The sequence below is a fragment of the Ruegeria sp. ABD4_443 genome (genome assembly GCF_056160865.1).
Genome location: NZ_JBSWYA010000002.1, coordinates 500,038 through 514,297, shown reverse-complemented (window position 1 = coordinate 514,297; position 14,260 = coordinate 500,038). Strand labels below are relative to the sequence as shown.

Annotated in this window: 14 protein-coding genes; 11 read left to right on the top strand and 3 right to left on the bottom strand. The window is 60.4% G+C overall.

Annotated elements, in window-relative coordinates; all coding sequences use genetic code 11:
* Nucleotides 1-42: 42 nt before the first annotated feature.
* On the top strand, nucleotides 43-282 hold the full coding sequence (locus ACXAG8_RS06645; protein WP_475222998.1) for an HP1242/YdcH family protein: 240 nt from the start codon (nucleotides 43-45) through the stop codon (nucleotides 280-282).
* Nucleotides 283-357: 75 nt separating this feature from the next.
* On the opposite strand, the gene ACXAG8_RS06640 is transcribed toward ACXAG8_RS06645, so the two are convergent.
* Both ACXAG8_RS06640 and ACXAG8_RS06635 read right to left on the bottom strand, forming a co-directional pair.
* The gene (locus tag ACXAG8_RS06640) at nucleotides 358-1,758 is read right to left on the bottom strand and encodes a helix-turn-helix domain-containing protein (RefSeq protein ID WP_475222997.1); all 1,401 of its coding nucleotides are present in this window, start codon (nucleotides 1,756-1,758) and stop codon (nucleotides 358-360) included.
* Between the two features lie 65 nt (nucleotides 1,759-1,823).
* Complete coding sequence (locus ACXAG8_RS06635) at nucleotides 1,824-3,029, bottom strand: multidrug effflux MFS transporter (protein ID WP_475222996.1); 1,206 nt, start codon at nucleotides 3,027-3,029, stop codon at nucleotides 1,824-1,826.
* A 181-nt stretch (nucleotides 3,030-3,210) separates the two neighbouring features.
* Here ACXAG8_RS06635 and ACXAG8_RS06630 point away from each other — a divergent pair, with 181 nt between their 5' ends.
* The 6 genes from ACXAG8_RS06630 (at nucleotide 3,211) to ACXAG8_RS06605 (ending at nucleotide 9,354) form a co-directional block, all read left to right on the top strand.
* Nucleotides 3,211-4,743, top strand: coding sequence for an acyl-CoA carboxylase subunit beta (locus tag ACXAG8_RS06630; protein ID WP_475222995.1), 1,533 nt, complete (start codon nucleotides 3,211-3,213; stop codon nucleotides 4,741-4,743).
* Between the two features lie 230 nt (nucleotides 4,744-4,973).
* Complete coding sequence (locus tag ACXAG8_RS06625; RefSeq protein ID WP_475223121.1) at nucleotides 4,974-5,297, top strand: DUF6497 family protein; 324 nt, start codon at nucleotides 4,974-4,976, stop codon at nucleotides 5,295-5,297.
* 133 nt (nucleotides 5,298-5,430) lie between these two features.
* Nucleotides 5,431-5,784 (top strand): hypothetical protein, encoded by a 354-nt coding sequence (locus ACXAG8_RS06620; protein ID WP_475222994.1) that lies wholly within the window; start codon nucleotides 5,431-5,433, stop codon nucleotides 5,782-5,784.
* 409 nt (nucleotides 5,785-6,193) lie between these two features.
* Nucleotides 6,194-6,397 (top strand): hypothetical protein, encoded by a 204-nt coding sequence (locus tag ACXAG8_RS06615; protein ID WP_475222993.1) that lies wholly within the window; start codon nucleotides 6,194-6,196, stop codon nucleotides 6,395-6,397.
* 117 nt (nucleotides 6,398-6,514) lie between these two features.
* Nucleotides 6,515-8,560 carry an acetyl-CoA carboxylase biotin carboxylase subunit gene (locus ACXAG8_RS06610; protein ID WP_475222992.1) on the top strand — a complete coding sequence of 682 codons (2,046 nt, stop codon included), beginning with the start codon at nucleotides 6,515-6,517 and terminating at the stop codon, nucleotides 8,558-8,560.
* Between the two features lie 77 nt (nucleotides 8,561-8,637).
* Nucleotides 8,638-9,354 carry a hypothetical protein gene (locus ACXAG8_RS06605; protein ID WP_475222990.1) on the top strand — a complete coding sequence of 239 codons (717 nt, stop codon included), beginning with the start codon at nucleotides 8,638-8,640 and terminating at the stop codon, nucleotides 9,352-9,354.
* A 181-nt stretch (nucleotides 9,355-9,535) separates the two neighbouring features.
* On the opposite strand, the gene ACXAG8_RS06600 is transcribed toward ACXAG8_RS06605, so the two are convergent.
* Entirely contained in the window at nucleotides 9,536-9,982 is a 447-nt protein-coding gene (locus ACXAG8_RS06600; RefSeq protein ID WP_475222989.1) for a DUF4174 domain-containing protein, read from the bottom strand.
* A gap of 183 nt (nucleotides 9,983-10,165) precedes the next feature.
* Here ACXAG8_RS06600 and scpA point away from each other — a divergent pair, with 183 nt between their 5' ends.
* From scpA to ACXAG8_RS06580, 4 genes are all read left to right on the top strand, one after another.
* Nucleotides 10,166-12,292, top strand: coding sequence for a methylmalonyl-CoA mutase (scpA, locus tag ACXAG8_RS06595; RefSeq protein WP_475222988.1), 2,127 nt, complete (start codon nucleotides 10,166-10,168; stop codon nucleotides 12,290-12,292).
* 153 nt (nucleotides 12,293-12,445) lie between these two features.
* Nucleotides 12,446-13,048 (top strand): VOC family protein, encoded by a 603-nt coding sequence (locus ACXAG8_RS06590; protein WP_475222987.1) that lies wholly within the window; start codon nucleotides 12,446-12,448, stop codon nucleotides 13,046-13,048.
* Complete coding sequence (locus tag ACXAG8_RS06585) at nucleotides 13,045-13,533, top strand: N-acetyltransferase family protein (RefSeq protein WP_475222986.1); 489 nt, start codon at nucleotides 13,045-13,047, stop codon at nucleotides 13,531-13,533. Before ACXAG8_RS06590 ends, ACXAG8_RS06585 begins: the two co-directional genes overlap by 4 nt.
* Before the next feature lie 45 nt (nucleotides 13,534-13,578).
* Nucleotides 13,579-14,259 carry a TerB family tellurite resistance protein gene (locus ACXAG8_RS06580; RefSeq protein ID WP_475222985.1) on the top strand — a complete coding sequence of 227 codons (681 nt, stop codon included), beginning with the start codon at nucleotides 13,579-13,581 and terminating at the stop codon, nucleotides 14,257-14,259.
* The last annotated feature ends 1 nt before the right edge of the window (nucleotide 14,260 follow it).

Sequence of the window (14,260 nt, the reverse complement as noted above, 5' to 3'; positions counted from 1 at the left end):
AGGTATGGTTGGGGTGCATTCACCAATAAGGAGCGAACAGGAATGTCCCATACCCCGCACGAGCTGGCCGAAGAATTCCCGGACAAGGTGGAATTGATGAGCCAGCTCAAGCAAACCGATGCTCACTTTGCCCGGCTTGCGGACGAGTATCACGACATCAACCGCATCGTACACCGTGCGGAAACCAATGTTGAACCGATGGAAGAATTGGCCGAGGGCGAGATGCGCAAGAAACGCGCCGTGCTCAAGGATGAAATCTGGGCGATTCTGTCCAGGGCCTGACAATGACAAGCGGGGGCTCTGCCCCCGTCGCGGCCAGCCGCGACTCCCCCGGGATATTTGCGGGCCAGGTGAAGATCAGGTGACTTCGTAGGGAAGCGTGCCGCGTTTATGCGCGTCGATGGTCAATCGACGCTCGAGCGGCGGGACCGAGCGTTGGTGGCAGTTTTGGCGCTCGCATATCCGGCAGGAAATGCCGATCGGTTCGTAGGCGCTGGCGTTGTTTATGTCGAGATTGTCGGCATAGATCAGTGCATCGGCGTGACGGATCTCGCACCCCAAGGCGATGGCATAGCGGCGCACCGGCGCGCCGAACGAGCCGCCGGATTTCGATATGTCGCGCGCCAGAGAGATATAGCGCACCCCGTCGGGGGTCTCGGCCAGTTGCCGCAGGAAATGCCCGGGCGTTTCAAAGGCCCGGTGGACGTTCCACAAGGGGCAGGCCCCGCCGAACCGGGCGAATTGCAGCCGCGTGGCCGAGTGGCGTTTGGTAATTGTGCCGGCCTGGTCGACCCGCACGAAGAAAAAGGGAACACCCTTGGCGCCGGGGCGTTGCAGGGTCGAGAGGCGATGCGCGACCTGTTCGACCGAGGCCCCGAACCGGTTGCTGAGCACTTCGAGGTCGTGGCGGGCGTCCTGTGCCGCGGCCAGGAACGCGGAATAGGGCATGAGCGATGCCCCGGCAAAATAGTTTGCGAGGCCGATCTTGGCGATTGCGCGGGCCTCGTCACTTTGGAACCTGGCAAAGTCCAGGGTTGCCTCTAGCAGTTTGTCCTGACTGATCAGGGCAACCTGCAGCAACATCTGAAAAACCTGTGTTTGCGGTGCGGCGCGTGACGAAAGCTGCAACATGCGCCCCGATGCGTCGAAACTGCGCATCGTTTCGACGTCGGCAAAGGTGACGTTTACCCCCCGCTCGGACAGGCTGTTGAGTGCGGCCTGGCGGATGCCTCCGGGGCCTTCGGCGCGTGCGGCAAACCGTTCTGCGGCGCGGTCGACCGCGTCGATATAGTTGTCGCAATAGTGGAAAAAATCGCGCACCTCTTCCCAGGGGCTGGCCTGAATGCGGGCATCTTCGCGCCCGAGCGCCTCGTCAAGCGAAGCCAGGCGTTCATGGGTTTGGCGATAGGCCTTGTGTAGTTCGATAAAGGCCCGTGCCAGCGCCGGTGCGTTTGATGCGGTGAGCCGCAGATCAGCCAGCGGCGGGGTTGCGTCGGCGAATACCGGGTCGGCCAACGCCTCGCGCATGTCTGATATCAATCGCTCGCTGTCACCGGTGCTGAGCTCGGTGACATCCATCCCGAATTCCTGCGCCAATGCCAGCACAACCGTCGTTGATATGGGACGGTTGTTGTTTTCCATCTGGTTGAGGTACGGAAGCGAAACGCCGAGTTTTGTTGCGAAATCCTTTTGCGTCAGCGACAGACGGGTGCGCATTTCGCGCAGTTTCGCACCGGCATAGAGTTTCTGGGTTGGCATCGCGATTCTTTGCAGCTTTCCTGTTGCGGTAGGCTAACTTTGCAAATCGCGTTGCGCAAGGCGGCCTATAGGCCGAGCCGACGTTCCCGCCGGATCACGCCGCTTATGGCGAAAATCGCAAGGACCGCTGTTGTCAGCATCAACCAAAGCAAGGGCATCGCGCCGGTTTCGCGGGTCAAAAGAGCGCCTGCAAGCGCGCTCAGGGCAGCGCCGCCGCCCAGCATGATCGCACCGCTCAGCCCAGAGGCCGTGGCCGCCAGGTGTGGGCGTACCGACAGCGACCCCGCCGTGGCGTTTGGTATCGACATGCCGTTGCCCAGGCCAACGAATGTCATGAAGCCGAAAAAGATGAACTCGGTGCCCAATCCGGCAAGAAACAAGATTGCCGAAAGCCCGATGCCAATTGCGTTCAGCCAGCACCCCCACAGCACCATCCGGTTGACGCCGAACCGGACCGAATAGCGCCCGCTGATGAAGTTGCCAAAGAAATACCCGACCGCAGGTGCGCCGAAATAGATGCCGACCTCGGCTGCGGACAGCCCAAAAACCTCGGTTCCGATAAAGGGGGCGCCGCCGAGATAGGCAAAAAACGCCCCCGACGACAGGGCCGACGACAGAGCGTATCCCCAAAACCGCGGTGAGGTAAGCAGCTCGGGGTATTCGCGGAATTGTTGCATCAGGGTCTTGCCGCTTTTGGCCGATGTTTCCCCGAAATCAAGATAGGTGAGTGCAAAGGCAAAGGCGGCCAATCCGAAGGGCAGCCAGAAATTGGCCTTCCACCCAAAGGCCTCTTCGAGCAATCCGCCAATGGCCGGGCCGATCATCGGGACCACGGCCATGCCCATCGTGACATAACCGATCATCGACGCGGCCTGGTCCTGGTCGTACATGTCCCTGACAGCAGCCCGGCTGAGAACCATGCCGACGACCACGACGGCCTGGCACATGCGAAAGACCAGAAACGCCTGGACGCTGGGCGCATAGATGCAGCCTAGTGTTGCCAGCAGGAACAGCCCGAGCCCCCACAACAGCACGGGCCTGCGCCCGGCTTTGTCGGCGATGGGTCCGATCAGAATTTGCAGGACGGCATTGACCATCAGATAGAGCGCGATGGACAATTGCATTAGCTTGTAGTCGGCCTCGAAATAGAGCGCCATGAAGGGCAGGCTGGGCAGGAACAGGTTCATGCTCAGCGCGGATAGCCCTGACAACAGGACGAGTGTTGCAAGCGTCGGCGGTGTGCGACTGATAGTAGGTGAACTGAACTGCATGGTTCACTCTTAGTGCGGGCAATCGGGAAATGCCATGCACATTGTTCGGCGGTGAAGAAATTTGCTGATTTGCACTTTATCATTGGAGTGTTTTCAAAGTTTTGCAAATTTGCCGAAAAAGGCTTTGGTCCGCCGCTGTGCCCCGGTATTGTCCAGCCAGATTTCACAGGGGACTATCGTGATGAAGGACATCCTTTCCGAGCTGGAAAGCCGCCGCGAGAATGCGCGGCTGGGAGGCGGCCAAAAACGGATCGACGCACAGCATGCGCGCGGCAAGCTGACGGCGCGCGAGCGGATCGACCTGTTGGTGGACGAGGGTAGCTTTGAAGAATTTGACATGTTCGTCAGTCACCGCTGCACCGATTTCGGGATGGAAAAACAAAAGCCTGCCGGTGACGGCGTCGTAACCGGGTGGGGTACGATCAACGGGCGGATGGTTTATGTTTTCAGCCAGGATTTCACCGTGTTCGGCGGGTCTCTTTCGGAAACGCATGCGCAGAAGATTTGCAAGATCATGGATATGGCCATGCAGAACGGTGCGCCCGTCATCGGGATCAACGACTCGGGCGGTGCGCGAATTCAGGAAGGCGTGGCCTCGCTGGCGGGATATGCCGAGGTGTTTCAGCGCAACATCATGGCCTCTGGGGTCGTGCCGCAGATCAGTGTGATCATGGGCCCCTGCGCGGGTGGCGCCGTATACAGCCCCGCGATGACCGACTTTATCTTCATGGTCAAGGACACGTCCTATATGTTCGTGACAGGCCCGGACGTGGTCAAGACGGTGACAAACGAAGTGGTCACGGCCGAAGAACTGGGCGGTGCGTCAACCCATACGCGCAAATCCTCTGTTGCCGACGGCGCGTTTGAGAATGACGTCGAAGCGCTGGCCGAGGTTCGCCGGCTGGTCGATTTCTTGCCGCTGAACAACAAGGAAAAGCCGCCGGTGCGCCCATTCTTTGACGAGCCTGATCGGATCGAGGCCTCGCTGGACACGCTGGTTCCTGAAAACCCCAATACCCCCTATGACATGAAAGAACTGATCACCAAGGTGGCGGATGAAGGGGATTTCTACGAAATTCAGGAAGATTACGCCAAGAATATCATAACCGGGTTCATCCGGCTTGAGGGTCAGACCGTGGGCGTTGTTGCCAATCAGCCGATGGTGCTGGCCGGGTGTCTGGATATCGACAGCAGCCGCAAGGCCGCGCGCTTTGTCCGGTTCTGCGACTGTTTCGAGATCCCGATCCTGACCTTTGTCGACGTTCCGGGATTTCTGCCGGGTACCAGCCAGGAATATGGCGGCGTGATCAAGCACGGCGCAAAGCTGTTGTTTGCCTACGGAGAGGCCACGGTGCCAAAGGTAACCGTGATCACGCGCAAGGCCTATGGTGGGGCCTATGACGTCATGGCGTCCAAGCATTTGCGGGGCGATTTCAACTATGCCTGGCCAACGGCGGAAATCGCGGTGATGGGGGCCAAGGGCGCGACCGAAATCATCCATCGCGCCGATCTGGGCGATGCCGAGAAGATCGCGCAGCATACACAGGATTACGAAGACCGTTTCGCCAACCCGTTTGTTGCAGCCGAGCGCGGCTTTATCGACGAGGTGATCATGCCGCAATCGACCCGGCGCCGGGTGTCGCGGGCCTTTGCCAGCCTGCGGAACAAGCAGCTCAAGAACCCGTGGAAGAAGCACGACAATATCCCGCTGTAAGCCGGACTTGCCCCGGTGACCGGGGCGTTCGCAAAGCGCAGGTTGGACAATTGACATAAAACTGTTACATGCTCAGGCCGGATAGACATAGAACAGCGCAGGCAAAGATCGCCGCGCCCGCGACCCCGGATGGAGGAGCCCGCTTCTGGTGGGTCCGGGGTCGCGCCCTGTCTTTTGCTTTTTGGCTGTGTTCCGCGCCCGGTTTTGCGACGGCGGGCAACCTGTTGCCGGTGCCGTCGGGTCAGGATGTGGAACTGAGCGATGTTCTGCTGGACAACAATCCCGGCGAATTATGGGTCAGGTTTCGTTTCGTCGCGCCGAAAATCGGGGCTGCCGTCGGGCGGATCGGGTATGATGTCGCGTCGATAGATATGGCGCATCTGTGCGAGACATTGGCGGTTCCCTATGTGGCCCAGCATCAGTTAGAGCCCGCACTGGTCGTGATATCGATGTCGGACCGCGCGATTGAATTTGGCCGCACAGCGCCCGATACCACGCAGTTTTTCGAAGCCTATCGCCTGGAACAGGCCCGGTGCATCTGGGAGGGGCTTTGACCATGCCCGCCAAGCCTTGTAACGCACGATCCGGTTCGGTGACACGAACCCGCTTCGCGGCACGGCGGTCGGCAGGGTCTGACCGGTGCAATTTGAATGCATGTACCGCAGGTCCGGTACAAGAGGTAAAACCATGTTGAAACATCGCGGGTTTCCCGGTCGTCTGCCCGGAACCGATTTTCAGTTTACGATCCGACGGGCAAACCCCAAAGGGGTCACGCCTTTGACTGTGCGCGAACGGTTTCGCGACCGAAAGCCGGCCGACAAGCGCGCTGATGTCGGGTTTCTTGAGGCGTTGTGGAAACAGTTCGGGGACCAGCCGTTTGAACGCGGCAACCTGGATGCCGGGCGCCTGAGCTGGCTTTTTGGGCGCGAAGTCGTGCCCGCCGAAGATCCGTTTGATCCGGCAAGCTATGACGCCCTTTTGGTGATCGACCTGCCCGCGGCGCGGCAATCCTTTCCGGATCTTTTCAGGGATGAGCCGTGAACATGACCGGTCCGGTTGGGCATAAACTGTTGCGCGAAAACCCGGATTCCGGGGCGTGCCTAGGCGCAAACCTGCGCGGGTTTTTGCCATATGGGCAGAATTCAGCCGGAATCCCGGATGGAAACAATCATGTGTTGGCGGGCGAAATTGTGCCGTGCAAGGTGGCTGGGCTGTGCGGCTCTGTTTTGCCTGCGTCGCATGTGCACCTACTATTCCGTACCCCTTCCTTCCGCGGGCAGGCATGTGTTCCCCACGTTGTCCTGCCCGCGTTTTTCTTTGCCCCGGACATAGGCGAAAAGCAGCAAAAACCTGCGCATAATGCGGTTGGTTTGCATCGTTTCTTGCGCGCCGGGGCGTCCTGCGTGCATCTGGTTCCAAAGCAGTTAAAAAACTCAAAGGGGCAGAAAACATGCAACTCTCACGAGCTTTCCTTGCACTGGCAACCTGTGCGGGCCTTGCAGCCTGCGGTGATACAACCGGCGAACAGGCGTTGCTTGGCGGTGGCGCGGGCGCGGTCGGCGCGGCGGTTCTCAGCGCGGACCCGATATTCGGTGCCGCTGTGGGCGCGGCAGGCAACGTCTTGTACTGCAAGACGCAGGGCACCTGTAACTAACCCAGATTTTTCGGGGCGCACCTTGCCCCGGTCGTTATTGCGCAAAGCGCCGTTTCGGGGTTGCCGCCCCGTGACGGCGTTTTTGCGTTTCCCGAGCTTCAAGACAAAGGACGTAGCATGTTCAACAAGATCCTGATCGCCAACCGGGGCGAGATCGCCTGCCGTGTTATCAAGACCGCCCGGAAGATGGGCATCGGAACGGTTGCCATCTATTCGGATGCGGACAAGAACGCCCTGCATGTCGAGATGGCGGACGAGGCGGTTCATATCGGCCCGCCACCGGCCAATCAGTCCTATATCGTGATCGACAACGTCATGGAGGCCATCCGCCAAACCGGTGCACAAGCCGTGCATCCCGGTTATGGGTTTCTGTCTGAAAACGCCAAATTCGCCGAGGCGCTCGAGGCGGAGGGCATTGCCTTTGTTGGCCCGCCCAAAGGTGCGATCGAGGCGATGGGCGACAAAATCACGTCGAAGAAAATCGCGCAGGATGCCGATGTCAGCACGGTTCCGGGATATATGGGTCTGATCGAGGACGCGGACGAGGCGGTTCGTATCAGCCAGCAGATCGGTTACCCGGTGATGATCAAGGCAAGTGCCGGTGGCGGCGGCAAGGGCATGCGCATTGCCTGGAGCGACGAAGAGGCGCGCGAAGGGTTCCAGTCATCCAAGAACGAGGCGGCGAATTCATTCGGTGATGACCGGATCTTTATCGAGAAATTCGTCACCCAGCCCCGGCATATCGAAATCCAGGTTCTGTGCGACGGTCACGGCAATGGCATCTACCTGGGCGAACGGGAATGTTCGATCCAGCGGCGCAATCAGAAAGTGGTCGAGGAAGCGCCGTCGCCATTTCTGGACGAGGCGACCCGGCGCGCGATGGGGGAACAGGCCGTGGCCCTGGCCAAAGCCGTGGGCTATTCCAGCGCGGGCACTGTCGAATTCATCGTCGATGGCGACAAGAACTTCTATTTCCTGGAAATGAACACACGTCTTCAGGTCGAACACCCGGTTACCGAGCTGATTACCGGTGTTGATCTGGTCGAACAGATGATCCGGGTCGCCGCGGGCGAGCCGCTTTCGATCACGCAGGACGACGTGCGTCTGACCGGATGGGCCATCGAAAACCGGTTGTATGCAGAAGACCCCTATCGTGGGTTCCTGCCGTCGATTGGCCGCCTGACCCGGTATCGCCCGCCGCAGGAAACCGCAGCGGGTCCGATGCTGACCAATGGCAAATGGCAGGGCGAGGCGCCTCAGGGCAAAGCGGCCGTGCGCAATGATACCGGTGTCTTTGAGGGCGGCGAGATCAGCATGTACTATGACCCGATGATCGCCAAACTGTGTACCTGGGCCCCGACCCGGGATGAGGCGATCGAGGCGATGCGCGTCGCGCTGGACAGCTTCGAAGTCGAAGGCATTGGGCATAACCTGCCGTTCCTGTCGGCGGTTATGGACCATCCGAAGTTTATCAGCGGCGACATGACAACCGCCTTTATCGCCGAAGAATACCCCGACGGGTTCGAAGGCGTGACCCTGCCCGAGGCTGATCTGCGCCGAATCGCTGCCTCTTGCGCGGCGATGCACCGGGTCGCAGAAATTCGCCGGACGCGGGTTTCGGGCCGGATGGACAATCACGAACGCAGGGTTGGCGTTCACTGGAACGTGGCACTTCAGGGCCAGGAATTCGCGGTCAAGGTTCAGGCCGACAAGCAAGGGGCGACCGTCGTGTTCGACGACGGCGCGGAGTTGCGCGTCGCCTCGGACTGGACGCCGGGCGACCAACTGGCCGTTCTGGACGTCGATGGCAGCGCGCTGGTTTTGAAGGTGGGCAAGATCTCGGGTGGATTCCGTATTCGCAACCGTGGGGCCGACATCAAGGTGCATGTGCGCCGGCCAAGGCAGGCGGAACTGGCCAAGTTGATGCCCGAGAAACTGCCGCCGGACACGTCGAAAATGTTGCTGTGCCCGATGCCCGGACTGATCGTGAAGGTCGATGTCGAGGTCGGACAAGAAGTCCAGGAAGGGCAGGCGCTGTGCACCGTCGAAGCCATGAAGATGGAAAACATCTTGCGGGCCGAGAAAAAGGGCGTTGTTTCCAAGATCAATGCAGGCCCCGGCGACAGCCTGGCCGTTGACGACGTGATCCTGGAGTTCGAATAAGCCCGATGTCGCGCGGTCTGGGTATCATCGGTTCTGCAGTGCTTGCAGCGCTTTGCGTCCTTGGCGCAAAGAGCCCGATGCTGCCCGAACCCGTGACCTGGATGCTGTGGGCGGTGCCGGTTCTGATGGGGCTGGCCTGGCTCTATTTCTACCTCGCCGGGGTGTCGGTCCTGGCGGTTTTTCTGCGGGCGTTCCTGGCGCTGTTTCCGGTCGGGTTCGTCGCCGCGGGCCTGATTTTCCTGGTGACTCAGATCGAAGGTCTGGCCGACGCCGAGGTGCGGGCCATCATTGCGGCGACGGTTGTTGCTGCGGGTTGGGTCGTGGGGTTTGTCACCACGGAATGGCGCGCTGCGACCCAGGAACAGGAACGCCGCCGCGACATCGTCAAGGCCGCGCTGACCGAGATCGAGCTGATCGTGACCCATGGTGACAGCGCCAACTGGCCCGACGTCATCCAGGAAACACAGGACGCATTCTTCAAGGACCGCCGTTACCACGTATTCGTCTATTACGGGCATCAGTTCGGCACCTTGCGGCGACTGGTCGGGCAGATCGAAATCCTGCGCGAAGACCAGATCCGCCCCGTCATGGACTTTTTCCAGCTGCTTGATCGTTTGGAGCGTATGGAGTTGCGTATGGCCACGGCAGAATTCGCGACGCTTCCCAGCGAAAGGCGCGAGGCTGGCGTGGTGCGGTATCTCAATATGCAAAGCGCCGTGCCAAAAGTGGGGCGCAAGGCTGCGGATGCGCTAAGGGCGCAGACGTTTCAGGGTTGGTTGAGGCATTTCAAATGAACCGGGTCAACATCAAGGATGTCCGGTTCAGATCAGCGGGTTTTCCTCACCGCCGACCGGGCTACGTGGCTGATCTGGTACGCGAAGCTTGTCCATCACAGGTTTCCCTTTGTTTGCGTATCTACAATATAGGGCCGGCGGGGCCAAAGCGCAAGCAGGCGGCGTTGCGCCGCAGCATAGGTCACCCGCCCTGGCGCCGTTCGCGGATTTCGCGTTCGCGCAGCGGCGTCTTGTCGATTGATCGGCTGATTTCGCGCACGCTCCAGGGCGCGGGTTTGCGCAGTTTGACGACGCCGTCCTTGTCGACAAAAACCATCTGGAACCCGCGTGGCCGCAGCTTGGCCCGTACGGCCGAGCGGGCCTGTGGATTGGTGTCGGTCAGCACGATGACATCGCGGTCGCGCATCATGTCTTCGCCTTCCAGCAACATGTCGATCTGCTGTTGGAACCGAGGGTCGGCCGGCGTGTCGGCAAAGACGACAATGGGGCGGTGGGTCCAGAGAAAATCTTTCAGGTCGCTGTCACCGGCTGCGCGGATAAATGGCCCCTCATCAGGTGTGCTGCCGTCCGCAGCCAGGGCGGCAAGCGGCATAAACACAAAGAAAACAAAGGCAAACATGCGTATCATGAGGTCTCCTGTCAGGGTGAATATAAACCCTGTTCGGGCGAATGCGACCTGCGAAATGCGTATGACGATCAAAAAGTTGCGGGCCCAAGCCCGCGCGGATCGGCCGATTTCATTCAATCCGGGGATCACGATGCAACGCAGCGATGCATGCGCCGTGATCCGATTTGACAAGAGGAAAACCAGATGACCGACACGAAAGACTGGCGCGCGCTGGCCGAAAAAGAGCTGCGCGGGCGCCCCTTGGATGAGCTGACCAAGGAAACGCTGGAAGGGATCGACGTCAAGCCGCTGTATACGCAGGACGACACGGATGGGTTGCCGCATATGGGCTCTTTGCCGGGCTTTGGGCCGTTTACACGCGGGGTCAAGGCCACGATGTATGCAGGCCGCCCCTGGACCATCCGCCAATATGCGGGGTTTTCGACGGCAGAGGAATCGAATGCCTTTTACCGGCGCAACCTGGCCGCAGGCCAGCAAGGTGTCTCGGTTGCGTTCGATCTGGCGACGCATCGCGGCTATGACAGCGATCATCCCCGCGTGGTGGGCGATGTCGGCAAGGCAGGCGTGGCCATCGACAGTGTCGAGGATATGAAAATCCTGTTCGACGGCATCCCGCTGGACAAGGTCTCGGTCTCGATGACCATGAACGGCGCGGTTATCCCGGTTCTGGCCAGTTTCATTGTCGCGGGCGAAGAGCAGGGCCATGACAAGGCCGTGCTGTCAGGCACCATTCAGAATGACATTCTGAAAGAGTTCATGGTGCGCAACACCTATATCTATCCGCCCGATCCGTCGATGAAGATCATTTCGGACATCATCGAGTACACCTCGAATGAGATGCCCAAGTTCAACTCGATCTCGATCTCGGGCTATCACATGCAAGAGGCTGGGGCGAACCTGGTGCAGGAATTGGCCTATACGCTGGCTGACGGGCGCGAATATGTGCGCGCCGCGACCGAGGCCGGGATGGATGTGGACAAGTTCGCAGGCCGCCTGTCGTTCTTTTTTGCCATCGGCATGAATTTCTTTATGGAGATCGCCAAACTGCGCGCCGCCCGCACCCTGTGGCATCGCGTGATGACCGAGTTCGGGGCGAAATCCGAACGCTCGAAAATGCTGCGTACCCATTGCCAGACATCCGGCGTGTCGCTGCAGGAACAGGACCCCTATAACAACGTGATCCGCACCGCATACGAGGCGATGAGCGCGGTCCTGGGCGGTACACAGTCGCTGCATACCAATGCGCTGGACGAGGCGATTGCGCTGCCAACTGATTTCTCGGCCCGCATTGCGCGCAACACGCAGCTTGTGTTGCAGGAAGAGACCGGCGTGACCAATGTGGTCGATCCTCTGGCCGGTTCCTATTACGTCGAAAGCCTGACCAATGAGCTGGTCGAAAAGGCCTGGGCCCTGATGGAAGAGGTCGAGGAGATGGGCGGCATGACCAAGGCCGTGGCCAGCGGCATGCCCAAGCTGCGCATCGAAGAAAGCGCGGCGCGCCGTCAGGCGATGATTGACCGGGGCGACGAGGTGATCGTCGGCGTCAACAAGTACCGCAAGGAACAGGAAGACCCGATCGACATTCTGGACGTCGATAATGTCGCCGTGCGCGAGGCGCAGGTGGCCCGTCTGGAACGTATCCGCGCGACCCGCGACGAGGCCGCCTGTCAGCAGGCGCTGGAGGCGCTGACCAAAACTGCCCGCGAGGGTGGCAACCTTTTGGCCGCTGCGGTTGAGGCCGCCCGCGCCCGTGCATCCGTAGGAGAGATCAGCATGGCAATGGAGAAACAGTTTGGCCGTCACCGCGCCGAGGTGAAAACGCTGGCCGGTGTCTATGGTGCCGCCTATGAAGGCGACGAAGGCTTTGCCGCCATCCAGAAATCGATCGAGGAATTTGCCGAGGCCGAAGGCCGTCGTCCGCGTTTGCTGGTCGTCAAGATGGGGCAGGACGGGCATGACCGCGGTGCCAAGGTCATCGCCACGGCCTTTGCCGATATCGGGTTTGACGTGGATGTCGGCCCGCTGTTCCAGACCCCGGCCGAGGCTGCGCAGGATGCGGTGGACAATGATGTGCATGTGGTCGGAATTTCGTCGCAGGCTGCCGGACACAAAACCTTGGCGCCTCAGTTGGTCGAGGAGCTGAAAAAGGCGGGGGCTGAGGATATCATCGTCATCTGCGGTGGCGTGATCCCTCAGCAGGATTACCAGTTCCTTTACGATCACGGCGTCAAGGCGATATTTGGGCCGGGAACGAATATTCCCGAGGCGGCGCAGGATATCCTGAAACTGATTGGCGCCGCGCGGGGGTGAAGCCGTCAAAAGGGGGCTTTCTGCCCCCTCTTGGCCCATTGGGCCAATTCACCCCCGAGGATATTTTTGGCCAGATGAAGCTGCGGGCCGGTTTTCGATTGGGCTTGTGCCCGCATGCCGGTGGTCTAGGCTTTGCGTGATGGAGGGATCGTCATGAAACTGGATCACATCGCGGTTGCGGGGGAAACGCTTGAAGAGGCTGCGGCCCATGTCGAGGAGGCATTGGGTGTAAAGCTGGAGAGCGGCGGCAAGCATGCCAAGTTCGGAACGCATAACCGTTTGGTAGGGTTGGCGGATGGGTTGTACCTGGAGGCAATTGCGGTCGATCCTGCTGCGCCCGACAGGGCGTTTCCGCGTTGGTTCGATCTGGATCGGTTTGTCGGCGAACCACGGCTGACCAATTGGATTTGCAGCGTCGATGATATTGTCGCCGACCTGGCGGATCTTGCGGTGGATGCCGGGCACCCGGTCGACCTTGAGCGCGGGGCTTTCCGGTGGCGCATGGCTGTTCCTGGCTCGGGGCGACTGCCATTCGACAACCTGTTTCCCGCGCTGATCGAGTGGCAGGGCGATTTGCATCCGGCCCGGATGCTGCCGCAAAGCGGTTGCCGCCTGAGGCGCCTGGTTGTCTGCCACCCGGATGCGCAGGACCTGATGACAATTCTGGGGCCTATTGACGGGGTTGAATTCGAAAGCGGCGCGGTGGCGTTGCAGGGGGAATTTGATACACCAAGTGGTCGGCGCGTGTTGCAATGAACCTGCGGCAGGCCAGGGAAGGTGATGCCGCAGAGATTGCGGCTATTTCCAACGCGATAATCAGCGACAGTTTGATCACTTTCACCACTGATGAGCGCAGCGTTGCGAGCGTGGCAGGTGATATCAGCGAGCGCGGTCCGCGTTATCTGGTGGCAGAGCGTCAGGGTCGGGTTGCCGGATTCGCGACCTATGGCCCGTTTCGCCGGGGGGTGGGCTATGCGCGATGTTGCGAGCATACGATCCAGCTTGCGCCTCATGCCCGTGGGCAGGGGCTGGGGCGTGGTCTGATGGCGGCGCTGGAGGCGCGCGCGGTGGCCGATGGGATTCATGTGATGATCGCGGGGATTTCGTCAGCCAACCCGGATGGGGTGGCGTTTCACGCGGCCCTTGGGTTTTCCCAGGTCGGGCGCATGCCCGAGGTGGGGCGCAAATGGGGGCGGTGGCTGGATCTTGTTCTGATGCAGAAAATTCTCCCCCCGCAATGATTGGTCGCACCTGACAGTCGCGGCGGGGCGGGTTAGGGTGTCGTCATGTCGATCTGGACCAGAATATCCGATGCGCTGAGCGCGCTTGCCCAGGGCGAAAGCCTGACCGAGGTTTTCGAAAAGCTGCGCACCCCGCCGGAACGCTCGGTGGCATTTGCCATTGCCGTCATCGCGCTGGGGGCGAAAATGGCCAAGGCTGACGGGCAGGTGACCAGGGACGAAGTGACGGCCTTTCGTGAAGTGTTTCAGATTGCGCGCGATGACGAGGCAGGGGCCGCGCGCGTTTTCAACATGGCGCGGACGGATGTTGCCGGGTACCAGGATTATGCCAGGCGGATCGCGCGGATGTTCGGCGATGACAGCTCGACCTTGTGCGACCTGATGGAGGGGCTGTTCCATATCGCGATGGCGGACGGGTTCTATCACCCAAGCGAGAACGAGTTCCTGGAAGAGGTCAGCCGGATATTTGGCCAGTCCGATGCGCAGTTTTCCGCGCTGCGCACCCGGTTTGTGCCTGATGCGCCCAAAGATCCCTATGTCGTGCTGGGCGTGCCGCGGAACATGCCCGTGTCAGAGATCCGCAAGACATGGCGTCAGTTGGTTCGTGACACCCACCCGGACGCCATGATCGCGCGCGGCGTGCCGGAAGAGGCCATCCGTCTGGCCGAGAAAAAGATGATAGATATCAACCGGGCCTGGGACGAGATCAACGGCGCGCGGGTCTGAT

Bases quoted from the DNA above. Each gene is read 5' to 3' on its own strand.
- ACXAG8_RS06580 (WP_475222985.1), top strand. From the start codon at position 13,579: ATGTCGATCTGGACCAGAATATCCGATGCGCTGAGCGCGCTTGCCCAG.
- ACXAG8_RS06620 (WP_475222994.1), top strand. From the start codon at position 5,431: ATGTTGAAACATCGCGGGTTTCCCGGTCGTCTGCCCGGAACCGATTTT.
- ACXAG8_RS06605 (WP_475222990.1), top strand. From the start codon at position 8,638: ATGCTGCCCGAACCCGTGACCTGGATGCTGTGGGCGGTGCCGGTTCTG.
- ACXAG8_RS06585 (WP_475222986.1), top strand. From the start codon at position 13,045: ATGAACCTGCGGCAGGCCAGGGAAGGTGATGCCGCAGAGATTGCGGCT.
- ACXAG8_RS06635 (WP_475222996.1), bottom strand. From the start codon at position 3,029: ATGCAGTTCAGTTCACCTACTATCAGTCGCACACCGCCGACGCTTGCA.
- ACXAG8_RS06640 (WP_475222997.1), bottom strand. From the start codon at position 1,758: ATGCCAACCCAGAAACTCTATGCCGGTGCGAAACTGCGCGAAATGCGC.
- ACXAG8_RS06615 (WP_475222993.1), top strand. From the start codon at position 6,194: ATGCAACTCTCACGAGCTTTCCTTGCACTGGCAACCTGTGCGGGCCTT.
- ACXAG8_RS06645 (WP_475222998.1), top strand. From the start codon at position 43: ATGTCCCATACCCCGCACGAGCTGGCCGAAGAATTCCCGGACAAGGTG.
- ACXAG8_RS06590 (WP_475222987.1), top strand. From the start codon at position 12,446: ATGAAACTGGATCACATCGCGGTTGCGGGGGAAACGCTTGAAGAGGCT.
- ACXAG8_RS06600 (WP_475222989.1), bottom strand. From the start codon at position 9,982: ATGATACGCATGTTTGCCTTTGTTTTCTTTGTGTTTATGCCGCTTGCC.
- ACXAG8_RS06610 (WP_475222992.1), top strand. From the start codon at position 6,515: ATGTTCAACAAGATCCTGATCGCCAACCGGGGCGAGATCGCCTGCCGT.
- ACXAG8_RS06630 (WP_475222995.1), top strand. From the start codon at position 3,211: ATGAAGGACATCCTTTCCGAGCTGGAAAGCCGCCGCGAGAATGCGCGG.
- scpA (WP_475222988.1), top strand. From the start codon at position 10,166: ATGACCGACACGAAAGACTGGCGCGCGCTGGCCGAAAAAGAGCTGCGC.